We start from the raw sequence: 24,446 nt of genomic DNA, 5'->3' as shown, positions 1-24,446 counted from the left end.
AAAGTGGGAGTCCGCCCAAAACACCTGCAATCGGGCCAAAAAACTGACTTCGGAGAACGGCCATCAGCGCCGTCCCCCGACACTTGCGGCTTTCGCCGCCGCGTCGACCTCCCCACAAGGGGGAGGTGGGGGAGCGCACATCCGCCGGGCAGAACCACCCGCCAAAACGACGACATCTCGCACGCGAAGAGGGTCGGTCGAACCAGAAGAGGGTCGATCGACCCGGCAGAGGGCCGGCCCCTCCGCAAGCCCGCAGCGGCGCACCAAAAACTCCGGCGTCAGCCGCACGGTCCCCCTCCCCCTTGTGGGGAGGGGTTAGGGGTGGGGGTCCCCCCAAAAAGTGGGAGTCTGCCCCCAAAAAACCTCAGCGGAGCGCGCGCGGCGGCACGCCCGGCTCGCATTGCATGGCGATGAGCCGGCCGCGCGAGAAGCTCAGCCCTTCGTTGACGAAGCGCTGGCATTCGATCTTGGTGCGGAAGCAGCCCTCGGCATAGAAGCGGCGGCTGCCGCGTTCGCCGCCCGCCGGCCCCTGGCCCTGCGAGGCGACCCAGCCGAACCACAGACTTTTCGCATCATAGCGCGCCGTCAGCGCCTTGCAGGTCCCCACGCCGTCGTCGAAACGCAGCCAGGTGGCGTCGGCCGGCGCCGTCCCGCCGAGAAGGAGAAGCCCGGACAGGGCGGCGGCCGAAACGGCGGCAGGCAGAAAGCGGGACATACACAACTCCCTTGAAAACAGACGTCAGCTTTATCTGGGGTTCTGGCCGGCCGCTTCCAACACCGGTCGCAAACGACAGCCGCCAATAGCAGGGGCGGCCTCAGGCGTGCGCCCACTCCCAGTAGAGCGCGCGCGCCCGGTTGCCGATCGGGCCAGGCTGCAGATCGCGGTCCTCGATGCGATTGACGGGCACGACCTTGGAATAATTGCCGCTCGAAAAGATCTCGTCGGCCGCCATGAAATCGGTGATCGTCAGCGCCTGTTCGCGCACCTCCACGCCCGCCTGGCGCAGAAGATAGATGACGCGCTGGCGCGTGATGCCGTTCAAGAAGGTGCCGTTCGGCGCCGGCGTGAAGACCACCCCGTCCTTCGCCATAAAAATGTTGGAGGTGCCGGTCTCGGCGACATTGCCCAGCATGTCGCGCACCAGCGCATTGTCGAAGCCGCGCGACTTCGCCTCCAAGATCGCCCGCCCGTTGTTGGGATAAAGCGCGCCCGCCTTGGCGTTCGTCGGTGCGCATTCGATGGTCGGCCGGCGATAGGGCGAAAGCGTCAGCGAAAAGCCCTTCGGCTCCAGAACCGGCGTCTCATAGATGCACATGCAAAAGCGCGTCGACGAGGCGAGCGGCGGCACCGACATGAAGCCGCCCTCCTCCGCCCAGTACATCGGGCGGATATAGAGCGCCGTCTCGTCGTCGAATTTCTTGGCGCCCTCTTTGGCGAGCCCCACCATCGTCTCCACGTCGACCTTCGGCTCGAGCCCCAAGGCCGTGGCCGAGGCATTGACGCGCGCGCAATGCAGTTCGAGGTCGGGCATCACGCCTTCAAAGCGCCGCGCCCCGTCGAAAACCATCGAGGCGAGCCACATGGCATGGCTGCGCGGGCCGATGAGCGGGACATTCCCCTCATGCCAGTCGCCATCCACAAAGGTCCAGGTTTTCGACCACTCAGCCATGTCGTGCCTCTCGTCTGTCGCTTTTTGCGGCGAACGGCCCGCGCCTTCAAAAACGCCCGTCCCGGCCCCGTTTGAACGAGGTTGCGCCACGTCTTTCGCGGCACGGCCGGGGCGCGGCGAAGACGCCCGTCGCCGCCAATATGAACTCCTGGCGGTAGCCTGAATGCCGCCGTCTTGCTAGACCCTATCTCGTCACAAGCCGCCGGCCGGCGGCATCTGCGGGCGGGCCCGGAATGCGGGCGCGCCGGCGATTTGGCGCCCGAAAGCCGACGGCGCGCGAGACAAGGGGCGCGAGACAAGGGGAAGCCGCATGCAGCCATCGATCTTCGTCTTCGATGCCTATGGCACGCTCTTCGACGTGCATGCGGCCGTGCGCCGGCATGCAGAAGCCGTCGGGCCGGATTGGGAAAAACTCTCCCATCACTGGCGCGCCAAACAGCTCGAATATTCCTGGGTGCGCTCTTTGATGGGGCGCTACGTCGATTTCTGGACGCTGACGGAAACCGCGCTCGACCACGCCTTCCAGTCCTATCCCGCGCTCGATTCCTCCATGAAGCCGACGCTTCTTGCCGCCTATCGCAGCCTCGACTGCTATCCGGAGGTGCCGGAGACGTTGAGCCGTCTGCGCGCGGCCGGCTGCCAGCTCGCCATTCTCTCCAACGGCACGCGCGACATGCTCGATGCGGCGATCGCGGCCGCCGGGCTCAACGGCCTCTTCGATGCCGTCCTCTCCGTCGACGACATCCGCCTCTACAAGACGGATGAGCGCGCCTACGAGCTCGCCACCACCTATTTCCGCGTCTATCCGGAAGCGATCTCGTTTCAATCGTCGAACCGCTGGGACATCGCCGGCGCCACCGCCTATGGCTTCCGCACCGTGTGGATCAACCGCTCCGGCCAGGCCGACGAATACCACGACCTCCCCGCCGCCGCCGTCCTCCCAGACCTGAAGGCGTTGCTGCGGGTGTGAAGGCGCGCGGATGCGGGTTTGAGCGGTGCTGGCCGAAACGACCTTGAGCAGCAACGCTTCGAAGAATTCGTCGCCGCCCAACAGCAAAACTGAGGCTGAGCACAGGAAGAGCGCCTGATTTCGCAACGCGTATCCCGTATCGTCGTTTTGCAGACCACAGCGTATCGGGGGAGTGATCGGTTTGGCGGATCATGAAGCAGCATTGGTTGAGACGGTGCGGTCGTTCCTACGCGCACCCGCGGATGATTTCGATGCGGTCCAGCAGCTTCGTGCGGAGCTGAACGACCTGATTGCCAAGGACGCGAGCGTCATATCCGCGCTTTACGGCCACTATTTTCAAGCCGTCCACGCCCTCCTCAAGGAAGAGGACGGCGTTTCGACGCTCCTGCCCGACACACTCGATCAGTATCGCTTCGTGCTTGCCTTTTCGTCGGGTTCCTTTCTCGGGCGTCGGCGCGCCGAAGCCTTTGAACACCTCTTGGCACGCCACGAGGAGCATCTCGCTTGGATCGATCGTGCGCTCGAAATGCCCGACCGGCGGCTGTGCCCAAAGCCACGGCTTCGCCACACCGGAACCCTCGGCGATGTCGCGGGTGCCATGATCGACATTTACAGTTGGCACTGCCCTTTCGGAGGACGCCCGTGGCCGCAGGCCGTGGAAGCGGCGTTGCGCGTACCCAGGCTTTTCCGCGCCTTTCCGCGGCAGAATAGCATCGCAGCACTCTCATTGCTGGCGGATGCGCCGGAAAGCGCCGAGCGTTTTGCCGAGATCATCCGGTTCTATGTTCTGGAACGTCGAAGCGTGTCCGAAGGCGCCATGGGTTGGATGCAGCAAGATATGCTCGGCTTTTATGCGCGCCGCGACGATCCCCGCCATTCGCAGGCGCCGACGATTCTCGCAAAAGCTCTCTACGACGGGCGATCCTGGCCCCGCGAACGTGCCGTGCCTTTCGTCGAAGAGTTCGTTCTTGCCGCGCTCGGACTTGAACCCACGACGCAAGAGGACACGATCGACCGGCTAGCGAAGGAGGTGGAGCGCCAACGTCGCCGCATCGAGACCAACACCTACCGGGGAACGCTTGGCTTTTCCGCTGCGCAAGAAAAGGCGAACGACGAGGAACGGCTGGTCAAGTCCGAGCGCGAGCTGGACGCGGTGCGCCAGGATTTCGACGGCTGGCTCGCCCGGCGGCGCGCCAAGGCCGTGCGCCGCGTTGCAGTGTCTCACACCACGCGCCGCGCGCTGCAGACGGTCGTCAAGCTTTTGCCCGGGGACACCACCGCGCCCATCGCAACCCTCCTCGACGAAGCCCGATCCTATGCCGAGCGACCGCGGCGCTTTGCGATGCCCAAACCTGCCGACAAACGCTTCAAGGATTTCGGGTTCAAGCTTCTCGTCATCGAGGAGCTGATGTATCGCCGAGACGACCTTCGGCCGCGCTTCGATGTTCACGAATTCGCGGAAGAGTTCGACAAGCGCGAGATCTCCGTCGAGGACGACGGCTATGCCATCATTCCCGAAGTCGCCAGATACTTCCGCGATCTCGCAATCCCCGACGACCTTCTCGCGACGGTCGAGAGGCTTCATCAATCGAGCGGTCTCGATGGCGGTCCGGGCTACATCGAGCACCTGTTTCCGTTCTGGGACCCCGGAGCCGGAGACGACCCCGTTCCGGTCACGGCGAAGGCCGCGAACGATCTCGATCTCGTTCCCAATCTCAAGCGGATCAGCGGGCTCGAAAACAGCAAGCCTGGAGCCAAACTCCTCAAGGCTCTTCGGGCGCGAGATATCGAACTTATCGCCGAGGAGGACGGGCCTTAACCGTCGACGACGTCCGCCTCGACAAGACGGATGAACGCGCCTGCGAGCTCGCCACCACCTATTTCCGCGTCTATCCGGAAGCGATCTCGTTTCAATCGTCGAACCGCTGGGACATCGCCGGCGCCACCGCCGATGGCTTCCGCACCGCATGGATCGCCCGCGCCGGGCAGGCCGACGAAGACCACGCCCTCCCCGCCGCCGGCCTCCCAGATCTGAAGGCGTTGCTGCGGGTGTGAGGCGCACGGATGCGGGTGAGCTCTGAGCGGGCGGGCCGGCATGGTGCGGGTCTTATGCATGCCGCTTCCCCGGGGGCGATCCGGGCGGTCCTCCCTCTCAGGCGCAGAGCCTCGATCGCGCGCCCTCACACCTCCGCACGCGTCAAAACCCGCAGAAACGTGTCGTGCAGGTCCGGGCCGGCGAAGCCCAGGAGCGAGGCTGCGGCAGCACGGGCCGTGCGGGCACGAAGCTCCGCGTCGGAAATTTCGCCCGCCGTCCAGAAAGACAGGATGCCGCGAAACGTGAAGGCCAGCTGATCGGGCAGGGTCTCGCGCGCGAACCGCGGATCTGAAAACCCCTCGGCCTCCCCCAGAGCCCGCGCCCAATAGGCGCGCGACAGCGCCAGAACCTGCCCCGGATGGCCTTCGGGCGCACCGAGCGTTGCCATGATCACTCGGTTCACCGCTGGCCGCTCCAGCATCACGGAGGCGGCGATCGCAACCGCCGCCAGAATGCGCGCGGCAGCGTCGCCCCCCGGTTCACGTGCCGCCAGGCGCGCATGCATCGCCGCGATCAGCTCCGCCGACAAAGCGTACATGATCGCCGCCTTGCTGCCGAACTGATTGAAGGGCGTGGCAAAGCTCACGCCCGCCTCGGCAGCCAGCTCGCGCATCGAAAAGGCGGGCTCGCCTTTCTCGAGCAGTCGCTCGGCCGCCGCGAGCACGCGCTCGCGGGTGGTCGCGCTCGGACGGGGTTTCGCGGACGTCTTGGCCCCGGAGGCGCTCGCCCCGGAAGGCGCAGCCGCGGGTGCGGCCGGACCGGCCTTTGCATCGGAGAGGGAGGGTGTGGACTTGCGGCGGGGCATGGCGGAATTATATCATGATATAATCTGTTGATCAGATCAGGAGCTAGCATGAGCCATATGGCAACAAAAACCTTTCTCATCACCGGCGTCAGCTCGGGTCTCGGACGCGCCTTCGCGGAGGGCGCGCTTGCCGCCGGCCACCGCGTCGTCGGCACGGTGCGGCGCGCGGAAGACGGCGAGCGCTTCGCCGCCGCCGCACCCGGCCGCGCCCATCCCCTCCTCCTCGATGTCACCGATTATGCCGCGATCCCGGATGCCGTTGCCGGCGCGGAGACGGCAGCGGGGCCCGTCGATGTTCTCGTCAACAATGCCGGCTATGGGCATGAAGGCGTGCTCGAAGAATCCTCCATCGACGATCTTCAGCGCCAGTTCGCGGCCAACGTCTTCGGCCCCGTCGCCATGATCAAGGCGGTGCTCCCCGGCATGCGTCAGCGCCGGCGCGGCCACATCGTCAACGTCACCTCCATGGGCGGCTTCATCACCATGCCGGGGATCGCCTTTTACTGCGGCAGCAAATTCGCCCTCGAAGGCATTTCGGAAGCGCTCGGCAAGGAGCTCGCCGGCTTCGGCATCCGCGTGACGGCGCTCGCCCCCGGCCAGTTCCGCACCGACTGGGCGGGCCGCTCGATGGACCGCACACCGCGCAGCATCGCCGATTATGACGAGGTGATGGACCCGATCCGCGCCGCCCGCCAGGCCAAGAGCGGCAACCAGCCGGGCGATCCGAAAAAGGCCGCAGATGCCCTCCTCGCTCTCGTCGCGGCCGAGACCCCGCCCCTGCGCCTGTTTCTGGGCGAGGATGCGCTCGGGCTCGTCGAGCAGAAGCTGACGGCCATGCAGGCCGAGCTCGCCGCCTGGGACGGCCTCTCCCGCTCGACGAGCTTCGACGCTTAGAACGCCGTCTCACGCATGACCGGGCGGCACCGGGCTCCCCCGCTGCCGCCCCGCCTGGCGACCAAAAACCCGAAAAACCTCTCAGCCAGCCGGGCCGGCCTCGTCGTCATATCGCAAGAGATCGCCCGGCTGGCAGTCGAGCGCGCGGCAGATGGCGGCCAGCGTTTCGAAGCGCACGCCCTTCACCCGTCCCTGCTTCAGGAGCGACAGGTTCGCCTCGGTGATGCCGACCGCCTCGGCGAGATCCTTCGACTTCATCTTGCGCATCGCGAGCATGACATCCAGCGTGACGACGATCGACATTCCTCCCGCCCCGCTCACACGAACGCGGCATTTTCGCGGGCGAGAACGACCGCCTTCGCCATCACCGCCGCAATCGCCCACACCATGCCGGCAAAGAAGAGATCTCTCAGGTCGCCGCTTGCGAGCCCGAGCGTCACGAAGCGCTCGCCCGGCGGGTTCGACAGCGAAATGACGGCGCTCGCCGGCGCGCGCATCAAAAGCCCGAGCGCCACGGAAACCGCCGTCATGCCGGCAAATCCGCGCAACCCGCGCACCACCTCCGGGTCGAAATAGGTGCCGGCGGCAAAGAGGCGGAAACACCGCCGCGCCCTGAGAAGCCCCACGGCCGTGATGGCCGCGGGGATAAGCGTCAGCGCCGCACCGGCAAGCCGCTGCCAGAGCGCGAGATCGTGCGGCACATGGGCGGAGATCTGCGCCGAAGGGTCCGAAAGGGCGGCGCGATAAAGCGTTTCCCCGTCCTGAAACATCCACATCAAGAGGATCGTCGCGGGCAGCGTGACCGCAACGATCAGGCAGGTCGCGGCGAGAGCCCGGCAAAGCAGGCGGATGCGCCAGGCCGCCTCGCGCGGCCGCCCCGGCTCCAGCCCGAGAGAGGCATCGAGATCAGCTTGCATGGAAACCTCCAGCAACGAGAGACGCGTCGTCTCTAGCGCAGGCTTCCCTGCGCGGCAAGATTATTTTATTGTTTTACAGAAATTTCTTTCTGTTATAGAAGGAGGAATCGGCAAATCAATGGAGCTCCCGATGGTCGTCTCGATGTCATTTGGCCGCCGCTCTCTCAGCCTTGCGCTCGCGGCAGGCCTGGCCACTCTCGCCTGTGCTGCTCCCGCCGCGGCCGCGCCCTCCCCCAAGGCGCGGGTCACGGTCGCGGCCGTCGTCCAGGGTCTCGTGCAGGCGGACACCTCCAAGGAGGCCCGCGACAAGGTCGTCGCCTATCTGAGCGGGCTCGTGGAAGGTTTTGCGGCGGCCGAGCGCGCCCGCCTCGCCGCCGGCGAAAAGCCGTTCCTGTGCCAGGACATCTCCGGCAGCCTCAGCGCCCAGGAGCTGATCGCCGCTTTCCAGAAGGCCGCGCCCGACACCGCCACCTGGACGCAGACGGAGGCCGCCCCCGTGATCGTCGACCATCTCGTCGAAAAATACGGCTGCCACTGACATTCATCTGAAATCCATCTGAGATCCCTCTCAGAGATCTGCCAAAGGGCGCCGCAACTGGATCGGATCGTCGGTCTCGGCATGGCAAGCGCCGAGACCCTTCATTCTTGCCCGCCCGCCCCTTCTTTGCCCGATTGTGTTTCGCGGGAGAGGATGCGACGTTTCTGCATGCTCAAGAGGTCAGCTATTTTGCCGCTCGCCGCGGCCGTCCTATGGATCGGCGCTCTGCTGCCAGTTCACGCTCAGTCACTCGATCAGAAGCTGCGGTCCGGCTTCGAGGCCGGTGCCCTCCCGGGGCTCCACGGCGCCATCGTGGATTTGAAGGGCGAAAGGCTCGCAGAAGTGTACTTCCCCGGCGAGGACGAACGCTGGGGCCGGCCGCTTGGGCTCCAGACCCATGGGCCGGACACATTGCACGATCTGCGTTCGGTGACGAAGTCCGTGGTCGGGCTGCTCTATGGAATTGCGTTGTCCGAGGGCAAGGTTCCGGGGCCGGAAGAGCCGCTTTATGCTCACTTTCCTCAGTACCCCGACCTTCTTGAACAACAAGGACGAGACCGGATTCTGGTCCGGCACGCGCTGTCCATGCAGATGGGGCTCGAATGGGACGAAGACCTGCCCTACGACGACCCCCACAACAGCGAAGTCGCGATGGAAATGGCGCCTGACCGCTATCGCTACGTCCTGGAACAACCCATCCGCGAGCCGCCGGGGGGAAGCTGGATCTATAGCGGTGGAGCGGTTGCGCTTTTGGGCAAACTCATCGAGACCGGCACCGCCATGAAACTCGATGCCTTTGCCAAGGAAAAGCTCTTCGCTCCTTTGGGCATTGAGAACGTTGAATGGATCGCAGGCTCGGACGGCGAACCTTCGGCGGCGTCAGGGCTGCGCTTGACCTTGCCGGACTTGGCGAAGATCGGGCAGATGGTCGCCGATGGAGGCCGCTATAAGGGCAAGCAGATCGTGCCCTCAGACTGGCTGGCGCTCTCGTTTCAGCCCCGCGCACAGGTCAACGAAACGACGCGGTACGGCTATCTCTGGTATCTTGCAGGCGGCAAGGATCGCATTATCGCCATTGCGGTCGGAAACGGGGGCCAGAGGCTGACCGTGCAGCCCGATCCCGGCCTCGTCGTTGCGTCCTTTGCGGGCCGCTACAATGATCCCGAAGCCTGGCGGACGTCGCTCAAGGTCCTTCTCGATTTCGCCGTTCCTGAGGCAAAGCGTCGGCTTGCCGAATAGGTCATCGCTCGCAACAGCGACGGCCTTTCCACCTCGAGCCCCCAGCCCCCCCCCAAAAAAGGCGGGAGGGAGCGACTGAGAAGCCTCCCCACGGAACGTCAACCTTCCCCCAGTCGCAGCTCTGGAGCGCCCGGCGACACGCGCCGGCCAGCCCACCGAAGACCACGATCTCCCCGCCGCCGTCCTTCCGGAGCCGTCCTTCTGGATTTGAAAGCCCTGCTAAAGGGTGTGAGGCGCCAATGGGAGCGTTCTGGCGGGCGAATGTGAGTACTCTAGCGAAGCGCGCTGCCGGACCCCATTCGACGTGGACAGAGGTTGCCACCAAAGGCCCATTCAACTGCGAGCTCGTTTCTGCTGGATAGCTTGCCCGCATGGAGGGACAAGGGACGACAGTCGGAATCGCAAGACCACCGAATGAACGGTGGTAGCGGACAGTTCTTAGCACCTATCCCGCGCAGGCGATCCTAACAACGCGGCAGAAATAAAATTTACCCGCCTAAGAAACATCAAGATGAAGCGCATCCAGAAGACGTTCCGCTTGCTGAATCTTTACGTCATCGGCCTTCGACGCCTTACGCCTCTTCAGTTCAGCTTTCCAGTTAGTAATCTTCTCCTTATGCTTCAGCCAATGGATAGTGGCCGCGAGCTCAATGACAACTGACTGCTCCGCCTTCATAAGCTGGATAAGTCGTCGGGCTTCGTCAGCCTTCAGAGCTCCGACAAATTCGGCGTGCGAGCTAGTATTCGAGGTTGAATAGATACTAAAGGGATTTCCATACGCGGTGTATCCCGTGTCCTCCCGGACGGATTTGTCAAAGAATTGCGCCCGTTCTACAGCTTCCGCCAGCCCCTCGGAATAGGGGCCGTAATGGTAGTAGGAGAAGCTAAATCCGCTCTTGAGCCCGAGCTGCTCAAGAAGATAGACGATTTTCTGCAAGCGAATTCGCCCCACGACTTCACCGCCTGCGGCCTCTATAACTTCGCGCACAAGGATCTGACCTTTATCAGCCATGATTCATCTTCCTCTCATCGCCTTGTCGGCCTCCGCACGCTCTGATTCGTCCAAAAAATAGTACCGTGACAGCTTGCGCTTTGGAACGAGGCCCTTGCTTATGATCGTGTCAGGAAAATCGGTGATCTCCTTCGGGACGCCATCACCAGCGAGCACCCTGACCATCTTGTGGGCCTTCGTCATTTCTCCCCCTGTTCGGGAGTAGAGGTTATAGGGCGCCTCGTCCTTAAATATGGTTATCCCCAGCCGATCCCGCGCGAAGTCATCGAGCCGTTTCTCTGCGTTCAACATGCGTTCCGGGTCATGACCGAAGCCAGCAGAGACATCAACGACAGACAATCGCCTTCGATTGAGCATCCGCCTTGCCAACAGACTCACTCGTTCGTCATCACAATGCGCGAACTGCTCCATCGCTCCCCAGACGGTGGTGTCGTCCAACCTGCGATAGGTTGATAGTTCTTCGCCACCGATGCGGAAAAAGCGCCAGAGCGGATGGGACTCCGTAAGGCCCACGTGACTATGCGAGACGTCATCACTACCAATCCTCTGAAATATAGCTGACAGAATTTTCTCGAATCCCCTAGTTGTTTTATGAAGATAAACCTGGGAATAGAGGCGATAACGCGCAAGTAGAAAATCTTCTGCCGCTTGCCGCCCCTTCGCTCGGAAAACAAACGTCGGGACCGTCCGGACTTCTTCATCATCATCTTGCGAAACGTTAATGTCATATTTCGTCAGATTGTCGATCAGCCACTCAGTGTCGATCGATCCCGCCCCGGTGCCAGTCATGTAACGATCTCGAACAAGATAATCGAGTCGATCGGCATCGAACGAACTGGAGACGACGGCATGATAAATGTCGATGGGGTCTTCAGCTTCAATCAAACTGGCGACATCTTCGGCCAAGCCCTCATCCCACCGGTCAAGGATCGGTCTAATTTGGCCTTCTGGCGCACGAATAATAGCAGCTGAGAATTTCTCGTGTTTATCGATCGCTTTGTCGCCTCGACTCTGCGCAAGTAATTCACGAGCACCCTCAAATGTATGGCTGAAAGGGCCGTGCCCGACATCGTGAAGAAGGGCTGCAATTAGCGTTACCAGTGTGCGCCGCTCATCAAGCTTTCCCTCTTCTCGCTTCACTACTTCCATTAGATTTCTGGCGTTATGAAAAACCCCGATTGAGTGTGCAAATCTAGTGTGAGTAGCGCCCGGAAAAACAAAATCAGAGACACCGAGTTGCTTCACACGACGCAGCCTTTGAAACTCAACTGTTTGGATAAGCTGCCAGACGACTTGATCGACAGGGTTGTCTCTATGAAAAACGATCAAGCCATGAATTGGGTCGCGTAGACGCTGTTTTTCAGACATGCACACACATCAAAACTGAGAATCAATAGCACTCTTTCTTGTACCAGGGTGCTGTCGGTCGCGTACACACTGCCCTCGAAGTGATAGTGGCAACCAGGGCCTAGTTTGATTCTGTCACACCCTCGCCGCGAGTTGAGCAATTGTCACAGGCTCAGATGGCTACGCGTCAACTATCCTCCTCACTCCCTCCAGGCCGGCCAGCCCGCTTCCGGCCAGGCGAACTCATTTAGTCCCCACAAAGCCTAGAAAGCGGTGCGATATCAAAGCGAGCCCCCTTGCGCGCCCCCTCACCACTGGCAGCCGAGAAAGCCCGGCAGGCTTTGCCCGACATCGCGGCCGATGTTCATGTCCCAGCCAATGACGGAGACCTTGAAATAGTGCTCCGGGTCGTCCGCACTCACGCGCGCTCAGGGCCCCGGCGCGCCCCCACCACCGCGCCGCCCCACAAAATCATGAACGCGAGAGTCTTGTTTTCTGAAGCATGTCCGAATAGGCAGGCGCCACGTTTCCCTGTGCACAATGGACCCGAACATGCCGAACAGGATTCTGCTCTCGCTCGCCGTTCTCATGGCCGCCTTCAGCGCGTCGGCGCAGGCGGAAGCGACGAGCTATCCCCTGACGATCGAAAATTGCGGCCGGGAAATCACCTTCGACAAGGCGCCCGAGCGCGCCGTCGCGCTCGGGCAGAACACCGCCGAGATCATGCTCCTCCTCGGGCTGAAGGACCGCATGGCCGCCACCGCCTTCTGGCCGAACGAGGTGCTGCCGGAGCTGCGCGCGGCGAAGGACGAGGTCGATGTCCTGACGGTCGAATTTCCGACGCTCGAATCCGTCCTGTCGAAACAGCCGGATTTCGTCGCCGCGATGCTGACGACGCTCCTCGGGCCGGACAGCAAGGTCGCCAAGCGCGACGATTTCGAACGCCTCGGCATCCCGACCTATCTTGCGTCGAGCGCCTGTTCGACGACGCTCGACGCCAACGACGCCTATGGCAGCCGCGACGCGCTGTGGACCATGGATCTCCTCTATCAGGAGATCGACGATCTGGCGCGGATCTTCGACGTCGCCGATCGCGGCGAGGCCCTCATCGCCGATCTGAAGGCGCGCGAGGCGGCGTTGCGTGCCGAATTCTCCGGTCCCGCAAACCCCACCTTCGTCTTCTGGTTCTCCAGCCCGTCGCCCGCGGACGATGCCTATCTCGGCGGCGGCAACGGCCCGTCGGGCTATATCGCCGATCTCCTCGGCGGCTCGAATGCGATCGAGACGGAAGCCGACTGGCCGACGCTCGGATGGGAAGGCATCATGGCCGCCGATCCGACCGTCATCGTGGCCTCGCAGGTCGATCGCAAGCGCTGGGCGCTCGACGCGGCGGATGCGAAGATCGCCTATCTGACCTCCGACCCGACCGTCAGCCAGATGCAGGCGGTCAAAAAGGGCCGCATCGTCGTCATGAGAGGCGCGGCCATGAATCCGAGCATCCAGACCCTCTACGGCGCCGAAGAGGTCGCCAAGCAATTGCGGACGCTTGACCTCCAGTGACGACGGCAGAGACAGCGCCAGAGACTAAAGAAGGGGCTCTGGCAGAGATCGCGGAAGACGGGGCGGGCTGGCTCGCCCTCTTCCTCGCGCTCATGCTCGTGGCGCTCGCCTTCGTGGTCGCCCTGGCGACGACGATCGGCGACTTCAGGATCGGGCTCGGGACGGTGGTTCTGGCGATCACCAACGGTCTCGGGCTCACCGGCGCCGACATTCCGCCCATTCAGGAATCCGTCGTCTGGGATCTGCGCCTCAGCCGGGCGCTGGTGGCGGCCTTCTCCGGGGCCGGTCTCGCGCTCTGCGGCGCCATCCTGCAGGCGCTCCTGCGCAACCCGCTCGCCGAACCCTTCGTTCTCGGCGTCTCCGCGGGCGCTTCGACCGGCGCCGTCTGCGTCATCGTCCTCGGCATCGGGGCCGGCAGCCTCTCCCTGTCGATGGGCGCGTTTGCCGGCGCCTTTGCGGCTTTCGCCCTCGTCGCGCTTCTCTCCAACGGCGCCACCAGCGGCCCGAACCATACGATCCTCGCGGGCGTCGCGGCAGCGCAGCTCTTCAACGCCCTCACCTCCTACATCGTGACGACGTCGGGCAACGCCCAGCAGGCGCGCGACGTGATGTTCTGGCTTCTCGGCAGTTTCGGCGGCGTGCGCTGGCCGGATTTTCAGCTTCTCACCTTCGTCATCGCACTCGGCCTCGCCGTCTGTTTGTGGATGGCCCGCTCGCTCGATGCCTTCACCTTCGGCGACGAGGATGCGGCGGCGCTCGGCGTGCCCGTGGCGCGCATCCGCCTCGTTCTCTTCGCGGTGACGGCGCTGATCACGGCGACGATCGTCAGCATGGTCGGCGCGATCGGCTTCGTCGGCCTCGTCGTTCCCCATGCGGCCCGCTACATCGTCGGCCCGCTGCATCTGCGCCTTCTGCCGGCCTCGGCCGCGCTTGGCGCCGTCTTCATGGTGCTCGCCGATATCGCCTCGCGCGTCGTCGCCACGCAGCAGACGGTGCCGATCGGCGTCGTCACGGCGCTCGTCGGCGTGCCGTTCTTCGCCATCATCCTCTATCGCGCGCGGCCCACGACATGACGCGCATGACGATCCGCGCCGACAATCTGACCTGGGGCGTCGGACGAAAAACCATCGTGCGCGATGTCTCCCTGCGCGTCGAAAAGAACGAGACGCTCGGGCTCATCGGGCCGAACGGCTCGGGCAAATCCTCGCTCCTGCGGCTTCTCGCCGGGCTGAAGCGGCCGCGTTCGGGACAAGTCGAGATCGAGGGGCGCGAGATCGGAAACCTGTCGCGCCGCGCTCTCGCGCGCCAGCTCGCCTTCGTTCAGCAAAGTGCGGCATCGGACACCAATCTCAGCGTGCGCGACGTGGTGAAGCTCGGGCGCACGCCGCATCGCTCGGCCCTTTCCGGCTGGTCGCCCGCCGACGAGGCCGCCGTCGCCGCCGCCATCGCGCGCGTCGACATGGCCGAGCGTCGCGCCCAGCCCTGGCAGACGCTGTCGGGCGGCGAGCGCCAGCGCGTCCATATCGCCCGCGCGCTCGCGCAATCGCCGACGATCATGTTCCTCGACGAGCCGACCAACCATCTCGACATTCACCACCAGATCGAGATCCTGCGCATGGTGCGCGATCTCGACCTCACCAGCGTCGTGGCGCTGCACGATCTCAATCTCGCGTCCATGTTCTGCGACCGCATCGCCGTGATTGCGGGCGGCGCCCTCGTCGCCTGCGACCTGCCGTCGAACGTCCTGACCGAGCCCCTGTTGCGCGACGTCTTCCGCATCAAGGCGGAGGTAAGCCCCGCCGACGACACCGGCCGCCCCCACATCCGCTTTCGCAGCGAATGAGCGGTTTGGCAGGCTCGCACGATATTCGAATGCCTCCCCCGCGAGCACCAGCCACTCATCGGACAAAGAGTGCAGTTTAATACCCACTCCCGATGCCTGAAATCTTTCGGAGGGCCTGAAATCTTTCGAGAGGGATTGGCAGTTTCTGACCCGCCTCGCGCGCCGATAGCAGCTTGGACGACCCCGGGCACGTGCCGGGCCCTGCGACCCAGGCCGAGCTTTCAGACGCGGAATTGGGATAGCGTTTCCATAAGCACCGTCTGCCGGCGAACGTGGCGGTCGAGAAAGTCGCTGAAGCTCGGGAATGTCTGATACACGACCCCGTTCTCGATCATCGCGTCCCACCAATCGTCACTGGAGACACCATCAAGGCTCTGGAACGGCAGTTCCTCCCGCATCCCCTCCGCGAGATCTTCCTCGAAAAGGTCCGTCATGAGCCCGGACACGTCGTGGTCGATCTTCATCACCGTGCCGGCGTGCTTGCCGCTCGGCACCTGGACGGCTGGATTGCCGCCCCCATCGTCGCCCAGGAGATAGCCGTAAGGGTAGAGCCTCAGATCGTAGAACTGAAGCCGAGGGTCGGCCCGCACGGGCTCCGGCTGATTGAGGCCCAGATCGGGCGTACCGATGCCTAAGATGTCGGTGAGGTCCTCGAACTGAAGCTCGTCCGGCAGGCTTTCTTCCGCCTTGTTCAGCGCCGAGACCCACTCTTCGATCGGTTGCCAGTCCGCCCCGCGGAAGAAGACCAGCCGAAGCGCGTTGCGGGTCGAAAGGAACTCCCGGTAGTCGTCGCAAAAGCGCATCCTCGCCGCCGCCTCGAATGCGCTGATCTCAGCTTCGCTCGCGCCGGGGAACGTCCGTTCTGAGCCGACACGGGCGCGGTCGTGGGCGTAGACGGTCGTGGTTGCCGTCAGCCTCTCGCTCGGGTTGTCGGCCTCAACGGTGAGGATGATACGGTCGCCTTCGGCGAGCTCGGGCTGATGGCCCCAAAAATACGCGCTTCGGCGCGGCGGAAGCGATACATTGCTTCTGGCGATCTCGCCGAAGCGCGCTGAAACAAGAGAGAGCGCAAGTTCGCGTGTCGTTTCGCCACGATTGTGGATTCTCGCGCAGACTGGCTGGCCGCTCATCAGGTAGCACACGGATTGCGGCTCATAAATCAGGACCGTCATCTCCCCGTGGCGCATCACGCCTTCGGCGAATTGGGCAATCGTCAGCATCGGCCCGGCCTCATCTCATCGAGCTCCCGTCGCGGTTCGTGATCTCTCAACGTAGGGCCCGTCGGGCGCTACATAGTCATCAACGCAAGGCGGCAGGAGAGCCGCCTGCCCACGATTTACGCCTTCGATAAAGCCCATCCGAACTCCCTTCTGCCCGAGAGAGTTTAGCGTTTTCGACCACATGGAGACAGTTTTTCCTGCCAAAGATTCGACCAACGGTCGCAGGATCGAGTCAGGACGCGGAAGGCAAACAATGGGACTTTGCTGCCATTCCCAAGCGGGATACCAAACGGCAGCTCCATTCAGGAGCGGTCATTCGCGTTTGCCCAACCGGTGGCGCAGAACTCCTAGAGTTGGGCCGATTTCCGACTAACGGGTTTTGCCCGACGAAGGACAATAAGCAGACTTAGGTTCACTTCGCTGCAACGCCGTGAAGACACAGGAAACGGTGTTCCGGTCCGATTTCCGCCTCATAAAACTTATCGTTCGATCATTTCAGCGGCTGAAGCTCCCGGATCAAGTCGATCAACAGTCGCAACCCGGTCGGAAGCTGCCGCCGGCTCGGATAATAGGCGTGGAATCCACTTCCAATTGAAGCCCATTCTGCGAGCACGATCTGCAGGGTACCTAGCGCGACGTGTGGTCGCAGCATCGGCTCTGAACCGTAAATGATACCGGCACCGCTGATCCCGAAGCCTAAGACCGTGTGACTCGCGTCCGCAGTCAACGGACCCGGCACGGTGATCGCCAACTCCTCGCCATCGCGCTCGAACTCCCATGGGTAAAGCTGGTCGTTGCCGAGCTTGATGCGGACGCAGCGATGGTTGGCCAAGTCGTTAGGCGTCGCTGGCTCGCCGAACCGTTCCAAATAGGCAGGCGCAGCGGCGGCGACCCATTTGATGTCGGGCGACAGTCGCTGGGCGATCATGTCCTCCGGCACCGTGCCACCGTAGCGAATGCCGGCATCGAAGCCGCTGTCGACCACGTCGATCAACCGATTGCTGACGCTGACATCGACCTCGACCTCCGGATAGCGCTCGACGAACACCGGCATGACCGGCTCGATCAGCAGCGGCACCGCGTCCTCGAGAACGTTGATCCTGATCCGTCCGGCGGGCATGTCGCGGTAGCGGTCGAGGCGCTCGGCCGCCTCCCCGATCACATCCAACGCACCTGCGATGCCGGCCTGCAGCTCCTCGCCCGCGGCGGTCAGGGTCACGCTTCGCGTCGTCCGGTTGAGCAGCCGAACCCCGCGTCGCTCCTCCAGCGCGGTCATGGCATGGCTCAGCGCGGAGGACGACACCCCCATCTCCGTGGCGGCCTTTCGGAAGCTGCGATGCTTCGCGATGGCGATGAAATAGGCGAAGTCCGCCAAGTCGGCACGGCTCAGGCTCATGTTAGTGCCCTAGCACATTGCTGAGCGTGGCTCATCAGATCATCCATCAGGCGCATACTAATCCGGGTGGGCCGCCACCCCATCTCCGAGGTGTAGCGGCAACCATTCCGGCGCGCCGCCCGAGGGAGAACCGACGATGATCAAGCTCCAAGCAGCGGCGATGGCCGTCCTGATCTCGGCAACAGGCGCGGCGCACGCGCAGGAAGGAACCAGCACCATGAGCATCGAGCGCAAGGACAACATGAAGACGGTCGAGGGTCCGGCGGAATACTTCACCGGCAAAGCGACCATCACCGGGCAGTTCGAGCGCGAGGCGCCGTCGCGGGTGACGGGCGCGATCGTCCACTTCGAGCCCGGCGCCCGCACCGCATGGCATACGCATCCGGCCGGGCAGACGCTGATCGTGACCGAGGGTGTCGGTTGGACGCAGATCGAGGGCGGCCCGAAGTACGAGTTCCACGCCGGCGACGTGCTGTGGTGCCCGGCCGAGCACAAGCACTGGCACGGCGCCACCCCGCACGAGGGCATGACGCACGTCGCGATCCAGGAATCGATCGACGGCAAGAACGTGACTTGGATGGAGAAGGTGAGCGACGAGCAGTATATGTCGCCACTCGGCAAGGAGTGATCCGGTGCCGCACGTTATCGTGAAGCTCTGGCCCGGCAAGTCGGACGACCAGAAGCGGCTGCTTGCCGACGCCATCACGCGCGATGTGACCGGCATCCTCGGCTATGGCGACGACGCGGTGTCGGTCGGCTTCGAGGAGGTCGCGTCGGCCGATTGGACCGAGCAGGTCTTCAAGCCCGACATCCTCGGCAAGTGGGACCAGCTCGCCAAGGAGCCGGGCTATGGCCCGCGCCCAGGGCAAGCAAGGTCCTGAGGCCAGCCATCCCCCTTCAATCGGCACGCGCGACCGGCTGCGGTCGTCGCCGAGCATCAAGCGAGACAGACCATGATTCTCCAAGAAACCTACACCCTGTCGAACGGCGTTCAGATCCCGAAGCTAGGGCTCGGCACCTGGCGCATCGACGACGATGCCGTCGGACAGGTGGTCCGTGCAGCCATCGACGCAGGTTACCGCCATATTGACACCGCCCAGGCCTATGAGAACGAACGTGGCGTTGGCGAGGCGGTGCGCGCCAGCGGCGTTGCGCGCGACGAACTGTTCGTTACGACCAAGCTGGTCGCCGAGGCCAAGAGCTATGACGAGGCGAAGGCGCGCATCGACGGGTCGCTCACCACGCTCGGTTTCGACCACATCGACCTGATGCTGATCCACAGCCCCCAGCCCTGGGCCGAGTTTCGCCAGGGCGAGCGGTTCGACGAGGGCAATCTGGCGGCGTGGCGCGCGATGGAAGAGGCGCACAAGGCCGGCAAGCTGCGCGCGATCGGCGTGTCGAACTTCGAACGCGCCGATCTCGACAACCTAACAGAGAACGGCAGCGTCGCGCCGATGGTCAATCAGGTCCTCGCGCATGTCGGCAACACGCCGTTCGACTTGATCGACTACAGCCGCGACAAGGGCATGCTGGTCGAGGCCTATTCGCCCGTCGGCCACGGCGCGATCCTCGACCATCCGGAGCTGCGCCGGATCGCCGATCGCTACGACGTCGGCGTCGCGCAGCTCGGCATCCGCTACTGCCTCCAGCTGGGGCTCCTGCCGCTGCCCAAGAGCAGCAATCCGCAGCACCTGCGCAGCAACGCCGCGGTCGACTTCGTTATCTCCGACGACGACATGGCGACGCTTAAGGCGATCGACGCGAGCGACAATTACGGGGAGGCGTCCGCCTTCCCCGTGTTCGGCAAGAAGCGTCAGACCGGGGAGGCATGACCATGAACTATCGCCATCTCGGCCGCACCGGCCTCCGGGTCAGCCCGCTGATCCTCGGCACCATGAACTTCGGCGAGTTGACCGACGAGGCCACGGCCTTCCGCATCATGGACGAGGCGTTGGACGCCGGAATCAACCACTTCGACACCGCCGACGTCTATGGCGGGCCGCAGAAGCCCGACATGGAAAAGGGCTACGGCATTTCCGAGGAGATCATCGGCCGCTGGCTGGCGAAAAGCGGCAAGCGCGACCGGATCGTGCTGGCGACCAAGGTCTATCAGCCGATGGAAACCGGGCCGAACGACAAGTATCTCTCCGCCTACCGCATCCGCCGCGCGTGCGAGGCGAGCCTGGAGCGGCTCGGCACCGATCACATCGACCTCTATCAGATGCACCATGTCGACCCCGACACGCCCTGGGCCGAGGTGTGGCAGGCGATGGAGCAGCTGATCCGAGAGGGGAAGATCACCTATGTCGGCTCCAGCAACTTCGCCGCGTGGAATATCGTGCAGGCGCAGTACGAGGCGGAGAAGCGCGGACTGCTTGGCCTCGCGTCGGAGCAGAGCCTCTACAACCTGACCCAGCGGACTATCGAGCTGGAGATGGTCCCCGCGCTGCGTGCGCTCGGCATCGGGCTGATCCCGTGGAGCCCGGTCGGCCAAGGGTTGCTGACCGGCATCCTGGCCAAGCACGACGAGGGCCGCCGGTCGAGCGACAGGCTGACCCAGCAGCTCGAGAAGCTACGCCCGCAGGTCGAGCAGTACGAGGCACTCTGCCGCGAGATCGGGGCCGAACCCCAGCACGTGGCGCTGGCGTGGCTGCTCCACAATCCGGTCGTCACCGCAGCGATCACCGGCCCGCGCACGCTCGACCAGCTGCGCGACAACATCGCCGCGCTGGACGTCACGCTGTCGGAGGACACGCTGAAGCGCCTCGACGAGATTTGGCCCGGCCCCGGCGGCGAGGCGCCCATGGCCTACGCCTGGTGACCGCGTTGACTCGCACCGTCGATCCAGCCGACGCGGTCGTGCTGTTCGCCGACCTGCAGCCGGCGCTGGTCCGCAACAGCCGGACCAACCCGCCTGTGATGATCGCAGCCGGCGCCGCCGCGCTTGCCGGCGCGGCGGAACTGCTCGGCTGGCCGCTCCTGTTCAGCGTGGTGCCCGAGGACGGCGGCCCGGCGATCCCGCTGCCCGAACTTGCCTCCCGGGCAACGGAGGATCGCGTATTTACGCGGCGTTGTGCGAGCCCGTTCGGCGACGACGCGTTCGTCGCCGCGCTCGAAGCAACCGGCCGGCGCACGCTCGTTCTTGCCGCCTACTCCGCCGAGGCGGTGGTCCAGTTCGCCGTACTCGACGCAATCGAGTCTGGCTATCGCGCCGTCGTGGCGCTCGACGCCTGCGGGGCTCGTAGCGACCGAACCGAAACGGCCGCGTTGCGCCGGATCGAAGGAGCGGGAGCGATCGTCACCTCTGTTGCCGACATTCTAATGACGGCCGCGCCCGATTTCGCCGCGCCGCCCGGCAAGAACGTGTTCGCGATCGTGCATCGCCTGATGGGCATACGGATCGAAGACTGACAGCGACGTGCCAGCGGCTGCGGCACCGCCGCCGCCGCACGTCGGCTCCCGATCACGCCAGGAGATCACATGACCGAGAACGAGGCGCGAAGTTCCCCCGCTCTGCGGCGATCGCCGCATGACGGGTTGTGGCAAAAGCAGCCATTGCCTCGTCGTTCGACCAACAACGTATTTTGGTCGGAAGCTGACCACGATCCGTGACGGACAGTTTTCGCACAGCCTGCCCCGCAACGCCCCCCTTCGGCACCCGCTTCTCCAGCAAGGCCGCGGCGCACGACGCACCTCTCCGCTCACGCCCGCCCCCTCAGCCGGTCGAGATGCTGTCGGAGCACGGACGCAAAGGCCGCGACCTTGTCGGAGCGGAAGGCGCTCGGTGCGGTCAGGAGATGGATCGCGCGCGCGCCCCCCATACCGCCGGCCATCCCGCCGGCCATCCCGCCTCCCGAAAACGCATCGAGCACCGTCACGAGATCGCCGCGCGCGAGATGCGGTGAGAGAAAGATATCGGGCGCACGCACCAGCCCGTGCCCGGCGATCGCCTGGCGGATCGCCGCCGAGGCGCTGTTGACGGCAAGCCGCCCCGCCACCTCCACAACCTTCTCTTTCTTGCCGTCGCGAAAACGCCAGCGCCGCGGCGGGTCGTCGTTCAAATCGAGGATCGCCTGGTGATCGGCGAGATCGTCGGGATGGCGCGGCGTGCCATGTGCTTCGAGATAGGCGGGGCTTGCCGCGATCTGCGACGTGATCGCCCCGATGCGCAGCATCCTGTAGCTTGAATCCCGCGGCACGCTGATGCGCACCGCAAGGTCGAACCCGCCCGCGACGAGATCCGTCATCTCGTCCGACAGAACGAGATCGACACGCATTCCGGGATAGGTGTCGATGAAGGTCTGGGCGGCGTCCGCCAGGCACAATTCGCCGAAGGTCGTGCCGGAGGTGATGCGCAGCCGCCCGGCGAGCCCGGTGTCGCTGTCGATCAGCGCCGCATCCGCCGCCTCCAGCGAATCCAGCACGTTTCGCGCATAGGGCAGCCAGCGCTCGCCATCCTCCGTCAGCGAGACGGAGCGGGTCGTGCGGTAGAGGAGCGCGCGCCCGAGCCTTTCTTCGAGCGCGGCGACATATTTGCTGACAAGCTTGTTGGAGATGCCGAGCCGCTCTCCGGCCGCCGTGAAGGAGCCCGTCTCGACCACGGCGACAAAGCTTCGGATCCCGTCCGCATAATCCATATTGTCCACAATACGGCGACAGTCATTCGCCCATCAAGCCCGTTATCGCGACAGACCGCCCGCCCTAAATTCCGTCCATGAACGCGCACCCAGCACGCGCCCCCCAGCACGCGCACCATTACCCGGCGCGCCCTTCCGCGGCGCGCCCCAAGGAGATGTTTCATGGCGACCAGCAACGCCCCGCTTTCCATCGACCACATTGCCCTCACCGTCCGCGATCTCGACACGGTCGGCGATTTCTATGAGCGCGTCATAGGGCTTGAAAAAATCGCCGGCGACGGCGAAAGCCGCCTCCTCGGCGAGGGCGACCGGCCGCTGATCGAGCTCCGCCGCGACGCGCAGGCGCGCTCCCTGCCCTTCGAGGCCGGCCTCTTCCACACGGCCTTCCTCCTCCCCCATCGTGACGATCTCGGCCGCTGGCTCCGGCATTTCGGCGAGGCCGGCGGACGGCTCGAAGGCGCCTCCGACCATCTCGTCTCCGAGGCCGTCTATCTCCGGGACCCCGAAGGCAACGGCATCGAGATCTACGCCGACCGGCCCCGCACCGACTGGACCTTCGAGGGCCAGATGATCGTGATGGACACGCTGCGGCTCGACGTCCAAAGCCTCCTCCAGGCCCCCGGCCGCTGGTCCGGCGCGCCCGACGGCACCGTCATCGGCCACGTGCATCTGCAGGTCGGCGATCTCGCGGCGGCCGAAGCCTTTTATGCCGGCGAGCTCGGCTTCGACCTCGTCTCGGAGCTTCCCGCCGCGCGCTTCTTTTCAACCGGCGGCTACCACCATCACATCGGCACCAATGTCTGGAACAGCCGCGGCGCCGGCCGGCGCAGCCCGGATGCGGCCGGCCTCAGCGAACTCGCCCTCGCCGCAACCCCGGAGGCAGCCGCCCGCCTCGGCGCAAAAACCGTCACCGATCCCTCTTTCACCGCCCCCTCTTTCACCGACCGCTCTTTCACCGACCCTTGGGGCAACCGCATCGCCATCCACCCCCGCCCCGCAAACGCCGCCGCCGCATAACCCCGAAAGGCCGCGCCGCACACGCCCACCTCCCCCTTGTGGGGAGGTCGACGCGCCGCCAGGAGCGGCGGGTGGGGGCCGCTGAGGCCCCGTCAGATCTCAGACGTTGTTTCTTCCAGCGGACCCCCACCCCTAACCCCTCCCCACAAGGGGGAGGGGGACGTCCGTGCCACTCTCAAACCCGTGCCCCCTCTGAACTCTGGGCCCGCTCTCATATCCGGGCCGCCCTCAAATCCAGGCACGCGGATCCATTCCCGCCGTCTTCGCGGTCCGGGCGCCACTCCACCCTCCTCGCCGCCCACTTCTCCAGCAAGGCCGCGCCGCGCACTCCCACCTCCCCCTTGTGGGGAGGTCGACGCTCCGCCAGGAGCGGCGGGTGGGGGTCGCCGAATTCGTTCCAACCACCCAGCGCCGGTTTTCTTAGCGGACCCCCACCCCTAACCCCTCCCCACAAGGGGGAGGGGGACGGCCGTGCCACGCTCAAACCCGTGCCACTCTCAAATCCATTCCCGCCGCCCTCGCGGTCCGGGCGCCACTCCACCCCCTTCGGCGCCCACTTCTCCAGCAAGGCCGCGCCGCACGCTCCCACCTCCCCCTTGTGGGGAGGTCGACGCGCCGTCCGGCGCGGTGGGTGGGGGGTCGCCGAGGCCCCGTCAGGCCGCAGCGTCAGTTCTCATCTCGCTCGCCGCCCGTTCACGACGTCGCGTCGTCTTCCGCGGGAATGAAGCGCAAAACGCCGGCGAGGCGCGACGGCCGACCGGTGTCGGAGGGATGCTCGACGCCGTCCGTGACCGGCACCTCGGCGAAATCGAACGGGCTCAGCCCCTGAAGACACGCGACGTTGACGCCGTACTGAAGCGGGTTGGAGCGGCGCTGATGGTGCGTGTAGATCCCACAGCGCGAACAGAAAAAATGCTCCGCCGTGCCAGTGTTGAAGCGATAACGCGTCAAAAACGCCTCGCCCTGAAGAATCCGGACACCGCCCGTCACCGCCGAGACGGCGACCGCACCCCGCATCCGGCAAAAAGAGCAGGTGCACCGCCGCGCCGTCGCAAGATCATCGACAAGCTCCGCCTCAAAACGCACCGCCCCGCAATGGCACTGCCCGCTCCGGATCACCCGTTCCGACGCCATGATCTGATCTCCAAAAGCCGTGTATCGGCGCGAGGTTTGCGAGCGAAAGCGGCCGCAGCGCGGCAAACGCCTCCCCAAGCAGAGCCATGCATATGGAGGCCATACCGGCCTTACAACGCGCTCCCTCAAGACGAAGAGGCAGACTGACGCAA

The 24,446-nt window shown here is 64.6% G+C and carries 26 protein-coding genes; 14 read left to right on the top strand and 12 right to left on the bottom strand.

Annotated features, from left to right (window positions below; genetic code table 11):
- Window positions 1-364 precede the first annotated feature (364 nt).
- Together L0F51_RS17675 and L0F51_RS17670 are read right to left on the bottom strand one after the other, a co-directional pair.
- The gene (locus L0F51_RS17675) at window positions 365-715 is read right to left on the bottom strand and encodes a hypothetical protein (protein ID WP_234630502.1); all 351 of its coding nucleotides are present in this window, start codon (window positions 713-715) and stop codon (window positions 365-367) included.
- Between the two features lie 100 nt (window positions 716-815).
- The gene (locus L0F51_RS17670; RefSeq protein ID WP_234630501.1) at window positions 816-1,670 is read right to left on the bottom strand and encodes a branched-chain amino acid aminotransferase; all 855 of its coding nucleotides are present in this window, start codon (window positions 1,668-1,670) and stop codon (window positions 816-818) included.
- A 310-nt stretch (window positions 1,671-1,980) separates the two neighbouring features.
- Here L0F51_RS17670 and L0F51_RS17665 point away from each other — a divergent pair, with 310 nt between their 5' ends.
- Entirely contained in the window at window positions 1,981-2,640 is a 660-nt protein-coding gene (locus L0F51_RS17665; RefSeq protein WP_234630500.1) for a haloacid dehalogenase type II, read from the top strand.
- 181 nt (window positions 2,641-2,821) lie between these two features.
- On the top strand, window positions 2,822-4,459 hold the full coding sequence (locus L0F51_RS17660) for a hypothetical protein (RefSeq protein WP_234630499.1): 1,638 nt from the start codon (window positions 2,822-2,824) through the stop codon (window positions 4,457-4,459).
- Here the strand turns inward: L0F51_RS17660 and L0F51_RS17655 are convergent.
- Together L0F51_RS17655 and L0F51_RS17650 are read right to left on the bottom strand one after the other, a co-directional pair.
- Window positions 4,456-4,755 carry a hypothetical protein gene (locus L0F51_RS17655; protein ID WP_234630498.1) on the bottom strand — a complete coding sequence of 100 codons (300 nt, stop codon included), beginning with the start codon at window positions 4,753-4,755 and terminating at the stop codon, window positions 4,456-4,458. The two genes, L0F51_RS17660 and L0F51_RS17655, sit on opposite strands and share 4 nt — an antisense overlap.
- Window positions 4,756-4,820: 65 nt before the next feature.
- Window positions 4,821-5,540 (bottom strand): TetR/AcrR family transcriptional regulator, encoded by a 720-nt coding sequence (locus L0F51_RS17650; RefSeq protein ID WP_234630497.1) that lies wholly within the window; start codon window positions 5,538-5,540, stop codon window positions 4,821-4,823.
- A gap of 48 nt (window positions 5,541-5,588) precedes the next feature.
- On the opposite strand from L0F51_RS17650, the gene L0F51_RS17645 reads away from it, so the two are divergent.
- Window positions 5,589-6,434, top strand: a complete 846-nt coding sequence (locus L0F51_RS17645; protein ID WP_234630496.1) for an oxidoreductase — start codon at window positions 5,589-5,591, stop codon at window positions 6,432-6,434.
- Between the two features lie 81 nt (window positions 6,435-6,515).
- On the opposite strand, the gene L0F51_RS17640 is transcribed toward L0F51_RS17645, so the two are convergent.
- Both L0F51_RS17640 and L0F51_RS17635 read right to left on the bottom strand, forming a co-directional pair.
- Entirely contained in the window at window positions 6,516-6,737 is a 222-nt protein-coding gene (locus L0F51_RS17640; RefSeq protein WP_234630495.1) for a helix-turn-helix transcriptional regulator, read from the bottom strand.
- A gap of 14 nt (window positions 6,738-6,751) precedes the next feature.
- A complete protein-coding gene (locus L0F51_RS17635; RefSeq protein WP_234630494.1) occupies window positions 6,752-7,351 on the bottom strand; it encodes a DUF2975 domain-containing protein in 600 nt (199 codons plus the stop codon).
- Window positions 7,352-7,469: 118 nt separating this feature from the next.
- On the opposite strand from L0F51_RS17635, the gene L0F51_RS17630 reads away from it, so the two are divergent.
- Together L0F51_RS17630 and L0F51_RS17625 are read left to right on the top strand one after the other, a co-directional pair.
- Window positions 7,470-7,889: a hypothetical protein gene (locus L0F51_RS17630; protein WP_234630493.1), complete on the top strand. Its 420-nt coding sequence runs from the start codon at window positions 7,470-7,472 to the stop codon at window positions 7,887-7,889.
- Window positions 7,890-8,057: 168 nt separating this feature from the next.
- Window positions 8,058-9,128, top strand: a complete 1,071-nt coding sequence (locus L0F51_RS17625; protein ID WP_234630492.1) for a serine hydrolase — start codon at window positions 8,058-8,060, stop codon at window positions 9,126-9,128.
- A 496-nt stretch (window positions 9,129-9,624) separates the two neighbouring features.
- On the opposite strand, the gene L0F51_RS17620 is transcribed toward L0F51_RS17625, so the two are convergent.
- Together L0F51_RS17620 and L0F51_RS17615 are read right to left on the bottom strand one after the other, a co-directional pair.
- Window positions 9,625-10,140: a hypothetical protein gene (locus tag L0F51_RS17620; protein WP_234630491.1), complete on the bottom strand. Its 516-nt coding sequence runs from the start codon at window positions 10,138-10,140 to the stop codon at window positions 9,625-9,627.
- A gap of 3 nt (window positions 10,141-10,143) precedes the next feature.
- Entirely contained in the window at window positions 10,144-11,508 is a 1,365-nt protein-coding gene (locus L0F51_RS17615) for an HD domain-containing protein (RefSeq protein WP_234630490.1), read from the bottom strand.
- A 531-nt stretch (window positions 11,509-12,039) separates the two neighbouring features.
- Between L0F51_RS17615 and L0F51_RS17610 the strand changes: the two genes are divergently transcribed.
- The 3 genes from L0F51_RS17610 to L0F51_RS17600 all read left to right on the top strand — a co-directional run bounded on the left by L0F51_RS17610 (window position 12,040) and on the right by L0F51_RS17600 (window position 14,890).
- Window positions 12,040-13,047, top strand: a complete 1,008-nt coding sequence (locus L0F51_RS17610) for an ABC transporter substrate-binding protein (protein ID WP_370642445.1) — start codon at window positions 12,040-12,042, stop codon at window positions 13,045-13,047.
- 92 nt (window positions 13,048-13,139) lie between these two features.
- Window positions 13,140-14,120 (top strand): iron ABC transporter permease, encoded by a 981-nt coding sequence (locus L0F51_RS17605; RefSeq protein ID WP_234630808.1) that lies wholly within the window; start codon window positions 13,140-13,142, stop codon window positions 14,118-14,120.
- A 5-nt stretch (window positions 14,121-14,125) separates the two neighbouring features.
- On the top strand, window positions 14,126-14,890 hold the full coding sequence (locus tag L0F51_RS17600; protein ID WP_234630807.1) for an ABC transporter ATP-binding protein: 765 nt from the start codon (window positions 14,126-14,128) through the stop codon (window positions 14,888-14,890).
- Window positions 14,891-15,111: 221 nt separating this feature from the next.
- Here the strand turns inward: L0F51_RS17600 and L0F51_RS17595 are convergent, their stop codons facing one another.
- Together L0F51_RS17595 and L0F51_RS17590 are read right to left on the bottom strand one after the other, a co-directional pair.
- On the bottom strand, window positions 15,112-16,110 hold the full coding sequence (locus L0F51_RS17595; protein ID WP_234630489.1) for an SMI1/KNR4 family protein: 999 nt from the start codon (window positions 16,108-16,110) through the stop codon (window positions 15,112-15,114).
- Window positions 16,111-16,600: 490 nt separating this feature from the next.
- A complete protein-coding gene (locus L0F51_RS17590; RefSeq protein ID WP_234630488.1) occupies window positions 16,601-17,506 on the bottom strand; it encodes a LysR family transcriptional regulator in 906 nt (301 codons plus the stop codon).
- Window positions 17,507-17,723: 217 nt separating this feature from the next.
- On the opposite strand from L0F51_RS17590, the gene L0F51_RS17585 reads away from it, so the two are divergent.
- The 5 genes from L0F51_RS17585 to L0F51_RS17565 all read left to right on the top strand — a co-directional run bounded on the left by L0F51_RS17585 (window position 17,724) and on the right by L0F51_RS17565 (window position 20,917).
- Window positions 17,724-18,134, top strand: coding sequence for a cupin domain-containing protein (locus tag L0F51_RS17585; RefSeq protein ID WP_234630806.1), 411 nt, complete (start codon window positions 17,724-17,726; stop codon window positions 18,132-18,134).
- A 4-nt stretch (window positions 18,135-18,138) separates the two neighbouring features.
- The gene (locus L0F51_RS17580) at window positions 18,139-18,387 is read left to right on the top strand and encodes a tautomerase family protein (RefSeq protein WP_234630487.1); all 249 of its coding nucleotides are present in this window, start codon (window positions 18,139-18,141) and stop codon (window positions 18,385-18,387) included.
- Between the two features lie 72 nt (window positions 18,388-18,459).
- Window positions 18,460-19,338 carry an aldo/keto reductase gene (locus L0F51_RS17575; RefSeq protein ID WP_234630486.1) on the top strand — a complete coding sequence of 293 codons (879 nt, stop codon included), beginning with the start codon at window positions 18,460-18,462 and terminating at the stop codon, window positions 19,336-19,338.
- Window positions 19,335-20,327: an aldo/keto reductase gene (locus tag L0F51_RS17570; RefSeq protein WP_234630485.1), complete on the top strand. Its 993-nt coding sequence runs from the start codon at window positions 19,335-19,337 to the stop codon at window positions 20,325-20,327. The genes L0F51_RS17575 and L0F51_RS17570 overlap by 4 nt, the downstream gene beginning before the upstream one ends.
- Before the next feature lie 5 nt (window positions 20,328-20,332).
- The gene (locus L0F51_RS17565) at window positions 20,333-20,917 is read left to right on the top strand and encodes an isochorismatase family protein (protein ID WP_234630484.1); all 585 of its coding nucleotides are present in this window, start codon (window positions 20,333-20,335) and stop codon (window positions 20,915-20,917) included.
- A 290-nt stretch (window positions 20,918-21,207) separates the two neighbouring features.
- Here the strand turns inward: L0F51_RS17565 and L0F51_RS17560 are convergent, their stop codons facing one another.
- Window positions 21,208-22,143 carry a LysR family transcriptional regulator gene (locus L0F51_RS17560; protein WP_234630483.1) on the bottom strand — a complete coding sequence of 312 codons (936 nt, stop codon included), beginning with the start codon at window positions 22,141-22,143 and terminating at the stop codon, window positions 21,208-21,210.
- Window positions 22,144-22,305: 162 nt separating this feature from the next.
- On the opposite strand from L0F51_RS17560, the gene L0F51_RS17555 reads away from it, so the two are divergent.
- The gene (locus L0F51_RS17555; protein ID WP_234630482.1) at window positions 22,306-23,160 is read left to right on the top strand and encodes a VOC family protein; all 855 of its coding nucleotides are present in this window, start codon (window positions 22,306-22,308) and stop codon (window positions 23,158-23,160) included.
- Between the two features lie 693 nt (window positions 23,161-23,853).
- Here the strand turns inward: L0F51_RS17555 and L0F51_RS17550 are convergent.
- A complete protein-coding gene (locus tag L0F51_RS17550) occupies window positions 23,854-24,294 on the bottom strand; it encodes a GFA family protein (protein WP_234630481.1) in 441 nt (146 codons plus the stop codon).
- Window positions 24,295-24,446 lie beyond the last annotated feature (152 nt).

It is taken from the genome of Afifella sp. H1R (assembly GCF_021462425.1).
Classification (GTDB): Bacteria; Pseudomonadota; Alphaproteobacteria; order Rhizobiales; family Afifellaceae; genus Afifella; species Afifella aestuarii.
The sequence above is the reverse complement of the archived record's forward strand: the minus strand, read 5'-3'. Positions and strand labels throughout refer to the sequence as shown.